This is a genomic window from Phaeobacter sp. CAU 1743 (assembly GCF_039839315.1).
Classification (GTDB): domain Bacteria; phylum Pseudomonadota; class Alphaproteobacteria; order Rhodobacterales; family Rhodobacteraceae; genus Phycobacter; species Phycobacter gallaeciensis_A.
In genome coordinates this window covers 1-6,501 of the sequence record NZ_JBDOQR010000121.1, presented here as the reverse complement: position 1 = coordinate 6,501, position 6,501 = coordinate 1, and the positions used below count along the sequence as shown (strand labels likewise).

The 6,501-nt window shown below is 66.5% G+C and carries 5 protein-coding genes and 2 pseudogenes; 4 read left to right on the top strand and 3 right to left on the bottom strand.

The features are described 5' to 3' along the window. Positions 1 to 83: 83 nt before the first annotated feature. On the bottom strand, positions 84 to 440 hold the full coding sequence (locus AAFO90_RS23590) for a hypothetical protein (RefSeq protein WP_347511010.1): 357 nt from the start codon (positions 438 to 440) through the stop codon (positions 84 to 86). After that, on the bottom strand, positions 424 to 1,047 hold the full coding sequence (locus AAFO90_RS23585; protein WP_347511009.1) for a TetR/AcrR family transcriptional regulator: 624 nt from the start codon (positions 1,045 to 1,047) through the stop codon (positions 424 to 426). Before AAFO90_RS23585 ends, AAFO90_RS23590 begins: the two co-directional genes overlap by 17 nt. Positions 1,048 to 1,142: 95 nt before the next feature. Here AAFO90_RS23585 and AAFO90_RS23580 point away from each other — a divergent pair, with 95 nt between their 5' ends. From AAFO90_RS23580 to AAFO90_RS23570, 3 genes are read left to right on the top strand one after another with little or no spacing between them, the layout of a single operon-like run. Further along, positions 1,143 to 1,640 carry a cytochrome b/b6 domain-containing protein gene (locus AAFO90_RS23580; protein WP_347511008.1) on the top strand — a complete coding sequence of 166 codons (498 nt, stop codon included), beginning with the start codon at positions 1,143 to 1,145 and terminating at the stop codon, positions 1,638 to 1,640. A 4-nt stretch (positions 1,641 to 1,644) separates the two neighbouring features. Further along, positions 1,645 to 2,943, top strand: coding sequence for a hypothetical protein (locus AAFO90_RS23575; protein WP_347511007.1), 1,299 nt, complete (start codon positions 1,645 to 1,647; stop codon positions 2,941 to 2,943). After that, positions 2,940 to 6,041: an efflux RND transporter permease subunit gene (locus AAFO90_RS23570; RefSeq protein ID WP_347511006.1), complete on the top strand. Its 3,102-nt coding sequence runs from the start codon at positions 2,940 to 2,942 to the stop codon at positions 6,039 to 6,041. The genes AAFO90_RS23575 and AAFO90_RS23570 overlap by 4 nt, the downstream gene beginning before the upstream one ends. A gap of 147 nt (positions 6,042 to 6,188) precedes the next feature. Here AAFO90_RS23570 and AAFO90_RS23565 read toward each other — a convergent pair. Continuing rightward, a pseudogene (locus tag AAFO90_RS23565) lies at positions 6,189 to 6,332 on the bottom strand (DUF2274 domain-containing protein); the annotation flags it as partial. Here AAFO90_RS23565 and AAFO90_RS23560 point away from each other — a divergent pair. After that, positions 6,332 to 6,501, top strand: a pseudogene (locus AAFO90_RS23560) (IS256 family transposase); the annotation flags it as partial. The pseudogenes AAFO90_RS23565 and AAFO90_RS23560 overlap by 1 nt on opposite strands.

The following is a 6,501-nucleotide window of genomic DNA, read 5'->3' as shown; positions in this document are numbered from 1 at the left end:
CACTTTCCATCAATATCACCTGCTCATTCCTCCGCGCTATCCAGCGCGGATGCTAACGTGGCAGGTGGGTCAATTTTACTCGCTCATAACCCACCCAAGTGGGTCAATTTCGCATGCCGATTCACAGTCATGGCGAAAACGGTGCGCATCTCGAAAGCTCCACCCTGCGCCACATGCAAACCGAACGCCGCGAAGACCAACAGCGTTGCGGCGAAGATCGCGAGAGACAGAGGATAGGCCCATCGCCGCCCCTGCCACAGACCCAGGCCCGCGACGACATAGGCAAGTCCAGCCAATGTGTTGAACCACAAGACGAACAGGACGACAGCCCCCATCTCGAGCGCACCAAGCAGCGTGGTGCCGCCCGAAACAACTGTCAAAAGGCCGAAGGCAATCGCAACTCCACCCGTGATGCGAAGCAATTTATCTTTTTTTCTCATCGAGAACGTCATCCTCAGCGTTCAGCAGCACCAACTGCACGTCGAACAATCGCAACCCCTCTTGCGGGAGCGCAAAGCCCCGCGCGCCGAGCGTCCAGCGGATGGCGACACCCTGCACCAGCGAGGTCAGCAGGATGGCGACATCCTCCGGGCTGACGTCGCGCTTCATGTCGCCCGCGGCCTGAAAATCACGGATCACGGCAACAAGGCGGCCCTGAAACGCGCCCAGAAGCCCGCGAAACACGTCGCGCAGGGCCGGATTGTCCACCTGCAACTCGCGCGAGAACAGGATCGACGGCAGAGCGGGCGTCTCGGATATGGCTGAGAGCTGCGCACAGATCAGTGCCCTCAGGCGCGCCTGTGGCCCGGCCGCCTCAGCCTCGGCTTCGGCCCACGAGCCTTGAAGCCGGTTCGCGATATCCTCGGCCACCGCCAACCAGAGCGCGCCCTTGGTGGGAAAATGTCGGAAGATCGCAGGCTGGCTCAGACCGATGGCGCGCGCGACATCCGTGGTACTCAGCCGATCCGGTCCGATCTCATCGGCCAGCCGCAGCACCTCGGCCACGATCTGTGTCTTCCGCTCTTCCGCGCTTTGCCGACCCGACATATAGCCCCCTTGTTAGTTATAACTCACTAACATACATTGAGTGCAACCGCAACCTCTATCCCGAGTCGCGCGCCCAGACCGAAAGGACCCCCGCCATGCCCGCCAAAACCGCCCCCACCGGCTATTCCCGCCTGCAGATCGTGCTGCATTGGCTCGTCTTCGCGCTGATCGCGCAGCAATACATCTTCAAGGACGCGATGTCGGCTGCGTGGGACCGCATCACTGACGGGCTGGACGCGGGGTTCGACCCGCTCGTGCTGGCCCATGTGGCGGGCGGCGCGCTGGTGATGATCTTCGCGCTGTGGCGGCTGACGCTGCGCGCCCGGCGCGGCGTGCCCCCGGCGATCGAGGCCAGCAAGGTGCAGGGCATTCTCGCGAAGCTCACCCATGTCGGGCTTTACGCGCTGATGATCCTGATGCCACTCAGCGGGTCTGTCGCGTGGTTCGGCGGGGTCGAGGCCGCGGCGCAGGGGCACAATGTGTTGAAGATTGTCCTGCTGGCGCTGGTTGCGCTGCATGTGATTGGCGCGCTCTACCACCAGTTCATCCTGCGCGACGGCACGCTGGCGCGGATGCGCCGGGCGCAGGGCTGAGCCCATGCGCCTCGCCCCGCTCCTGGCGCTGCCACCCATCGCGCTCGGCATTGCCGCGGCGGCCTGGATGATCGCGTCTGCCCCCGGCCCCGCGCAGGTCGGGGGCGACGCGCCCGCTCTGCCGGTCCGGGTGATGACGGTCGCGGCGGAAGACATCCGTCCGACCGCCACTGCATGGGGAAACCTGCGCGCGGCCGAGACCTGGGTCGCCGTGGCCGAGGTGCAGGGCGAGGTGATCTGGCGCCATCCGGACCTTGAGCCCGGTCGCCTGATCCCGGCGGGGACGGAAGTGCTGAGGATCGACCCCGCCGACTACGAGTTGGCGCTGGCGCAATCGCAGGCCGACCTCGCGGTGCTGGAGGCCGAGCGCGTGCAGCTTACGGCAGAGGCGGACAACACGCGGCGCATCCTTTCGCTGGAACAGAACCGGCTGGCCCTGGCCGAGACCGATCTGGAACGCACGCGCACACTCGTCGCGCAAGGCGCCGTTCCGCAATCGCGCGCCGACGAGGCCGAGCGCGCGACCCTTCTGGCCCGCCGCACGGTGGCGGAGCTGGAGAACACGCTCGCCCTGATCCCGTCCCGCGAGGCGCGGATAGCAGCACAGGTCGCGCGCAGCGAGGCTGCGATCGACCGTGCGCGCCGGTCGCTGAACCGCACGACCCTGACGACGCCGTTCAACCTCCGAGTAACTGAGGTGACTGCAGAGCAGTTTCAGACCGTCGCCCCTGGCCAAGTGGTGATCCGTGCCGACGGGATCGCGGCGGCCGAGGTCGTGGCGCATTTGCCGATAGACAGCTTTCGACGGCTATTGGGAGATACACCGGAGGGCATCACCCTTGGCGACATGATGCGCGACATGCCCGCCACGCAGATCGAGGTGACGCTCAGCCCTCTGGCGGACCCGAGACAGATCTGGAGCGCCCGTGTTGTCGGGATCGAGGGCGCGCTGGATGCCCGTGCGCGCACCGTGCCGGTCGTGGTCAGGGTTGACGACCCCTATGAGGGCGCCGACCCGCCCCGCCGCCTGCCGCTGGTGCCCAACATGCAGGTGCAGCTTTCCTTTTCGGGCGCTTCCATGACAGGCCTCATCGCGATCCCCGAGGCCGCGTTGCATGGCGACATGGTGCGTGTCCTTGGCCCCGATGACTTGCTGGAATTGCGCCCCGTCAACGCCGCCTTCGCGCAGGATGGCCGCGTCGTTATCGCCGCTGGCCTGTCGCCGGGCGACCGCGTGGTGATCGACGACATCGCGCCGGCCATTCCCGGCATGGCCCTGACCCCGGTCGAGGTCCAGCCATGATACGCTGGTTCACCGGCCACCCGACGGCGGGCAACCTGCTGCTTCTGTTGTTCCTTGCAGCGGGCATCTTTGCCGCGCCGGGCCTGTTGCGCGAAACCTTCCCCGATTTCCGCGCCGTCGAGGCCGAGATCACCGTGCCCTACCGGGGTGCGGCCGCCGAGGATGTGGAGGCCGCGATCTGCGCGCCGCTCTGGGACGGAGTGCAGGCTGTCGAGGGGCTGGAAACCTTCACGTGCACCGCCCAGTTCGGCCGCGCGCGGGCCGTGGCAACCATGGCGCCCGGTAACGATGCGCTGCGCTTCATCAATTCGCTGCGCACCGAGGTGTCAGCCATCGACACCTTCCCCGACCGAGCCGATCCTGCCGTGGTGCGCGAATTGCACCGCTCGGATCCTGTCACATCGGTCGCCATCTCGGGCGATCTGCCTCTGGGCGAGCTGGACCACTACGCTGACGCGCTGTTGGACCGGCTGACCGCCCTACCAGGTGTCGCGGGCGTCACGCGCGGCGGCCTCGGCACCCGGACACTGACCATCACCGCGGAGCGCGCCGTGCTCGACAGCCACGGACTGACGCCTGCCGCCTTGGCCGCCGCCATCGCCGCGCAGAACATCGACCTGCCCGCAGGCACGCTGGAGGGACCGGGCGCGGAGCTGACCCTTCGCTTCACTGCTGAACGCGACACAGCCAGGACGCTTGACACGATCCCGGTTCTGGTGTTGCCCAATGGCGCGACCCTGACGCTGGGCGACGTGGCGGCGATCGAGGAACGGTTCGAACCGCCGCAGGACCGGGCTCTTGTCGACGGGGTGCCTGCCATCGTGCTCGATGTCGCCAAGGCGCTCGATGCCGACGCGCTGCGGGTGCTCGACGGCGTCGTGGCGCTGGTGGCCGAGGAAACCGCCCGCCTGCCCGACACGATCACGGTGGAAGTGGTGCAGGACGTGACCTCCATCATCCGCGACCGGCTGGTGATGCTGGTGCAGAACGGCGTGATCGGGCTGGTTCTCGTCGTCGTGGTGATGAGCCTGTTCTTTCGCCCCGGCTTCGCGATCTGGGCCGCGATGGGCCTGCCCGTGGCCTTTGCCGGGGCGTTCCTCTGGATGGGGCTGACCGGGCTCAGCCTGAACATGATGACACTGGTGGCGCTCTTGATGGCGATCGGGATCGTTATGGACGATTCCATCGTGATCGCGGATTCCATCGCGGTGCATTCGGCCAAGGGGGCCACGGTCGAAACCGTCGCGGCGGGCGTCGCAGCCGTGGCGCCCGGTGTGATCTCTTCCTTTCTGACCACGCTGGCCGTGTTCCTTCCCCTCGCCTTCCTGGCGGGCGAGTTGGGCGCCGTGCTGGAAGTTCTGCCGGTGGTCCTGCTGGCCGCACTCGCCGCGTCGCTGATCGAGGCCTTCCTGATCCTGCCCCACCACCTGAAAGGGGGCATGAAGGACACTGCCCCCTCCCGCTTCCGCGCCCGCTTCGACGCCGGCTTCGATGCCCTGCGCGAGCGTGGCGTGGGCCACTTGGCAGACGCCGCGATCAAGGCGCGCTGGCTTGTTGTCGGTCTGGCCATCGGGGCCTTGATCCTGACCGTCGGCGCCCTGGGCGGCGGCGTGGTCAAGCGCGAGGCAATGCCCGAGATCGACGGCGACGTGCTCGAGGCGCGGCTGATGCTACCCGCAGGCACACCGCTGGCGCGCACGGGCCAAGCCGTCGCGCAGGTCGAGGCGGCGCTCGACCGCGTGAACGCCCGCCTCACCCCCGATCAGCCCCAAGCACAACCGCTGGTGATCCGCCGCATCACCCGGCTGGGCCGCAACCTGTCGGCGGGCGAGACCGGTGCCCATGTCGCCACCGTCGCGGTGGACCTGCTCGGCGCCGAGACACGCAGCAGCACGTTGGACGAAATCATCACGCTTTGGCGCGAAGAGATCGGGCCGCTGCCCGGGGTGTCCTCGTTGATCCTGACCGAGCCGGGGATCGGCCCGCAGGGCATCGCGGTCGAACTGCGCCTGAGCCACCCCGACCTCGCCACGCTGGAGGCAGCGGGCCGCGCCACTTTGGCGGAGCTTGAAACCTATGCCGGTGTGCGCAACGCGATCCTCGACCTGCGCCTCGGCGCACCCGAATTACGGCTGAATCTGTCACCCGGCGCCGAGGCCTTGGGGCTGACCGCCACAGATGTGGCTGGCCAGCTTCGTGCGGCCTTTCTCGGCACGCAGCTTGCGGAAATCCGGCGCGGCGATCTGGCCTGGGATATCGAGCTGCGGCTTGCCGATGAGGACCGCGCCAACCGCGCTGACCTGAACCTTTTCGAGATCGCGCTGCCCGGTGGCGGCACCGTGCCGCTGTCGAGCATCGCCACTATCGAGGAGGCGCGCGGCTGGGACACCATCACGCGGCGCAACGGGCTGCGCACGCTGACCGTCGCGGCCGATGTGGACGGCCGCATCGGCAATGCCGACGCGATCACTGCGCGGCTGGCCGAGGGCTTCCTGCCCGGTCTGGTGGCCACCACCCCCGGCCTTGGCTTTGACATCGGCGGGCAGGCCGCGAATTCGGCGGAAACCGTCGCCTCGATCCTGCGCGGGTTCCTGATCGGGCTGGTGGGCATCTACCTCGTGCTCAGTTTCCAGTTCCGCAGCTATGTGGAGCCGCTGATCGTGATGATCACCATCCCGCTCGCGTTTTTGGGCGTCATCTGGGGCCATGTGCTGATGGGCTACAACATCTCGATGCCGTCACTGGTGGGGGCGGCTTCGCTTGCGGGGATCGTGGTGAACAACGCAATCCTGCTGGTCGGTGTCATCAACGCCCGTCGCGCCAAGGGACTGTCGGCCGCGCTGGCCGCAGGAGAGGCCGTGCGCGCCCGCTTCCGCCCGATCTTCGTGTCGGTCTCGACCACGATCATGGGCATGGCACCGCTGCTGCTGGAATCCTCCACCCAGGCCCAGACGCTCAAGCCCCTCGTGATTTCCGTGGTGTTCGGCCTTCTCGCTGCAACCGTGCTTATACTGGTCGTGCTACCTGCATTCTACTCAGCGCTCGAGGATATCCGGCCACGCAAACAGACCAACGCCGTGGGCCCAATTGGTCAATGACCCTTCACGCTTTCTCAATAGACGGCTTTGCGCGTCTGCTATTCAATCATCTGCGCCCCAGAGCATACGCAGACAAAACCAGTCAACGCACACCCACGCGATTTCCAATACTGGACCAGGTGATCAAGGCGATCCGTACTTCGCATACTATGGACCATGGGACACCTCGCTTCGACGTGCTTTCGCAAAGCCGCGATCCGTTGCGATGAACCGCTCCAGCATGGGAACCACCAGCTTTTTCGGTTCGATTGGTCCCACTCCGGCCTCGCGGCCGAGGATTTCACCATAGGCTGACCAAGAATACCTATACTTCCAGTTTTCCGCTACTGGCCTATGAGGCCGGGTTCGATCCGATCGAGGAGCGGCTCCGGATGAACGTCCGCGCGACCATCGAGGCCGTTTTTGAGGAGGAACTCGCCAGCTTTCTTGGTCGCCTGCGCTACGACCGTGGCGACGGAGC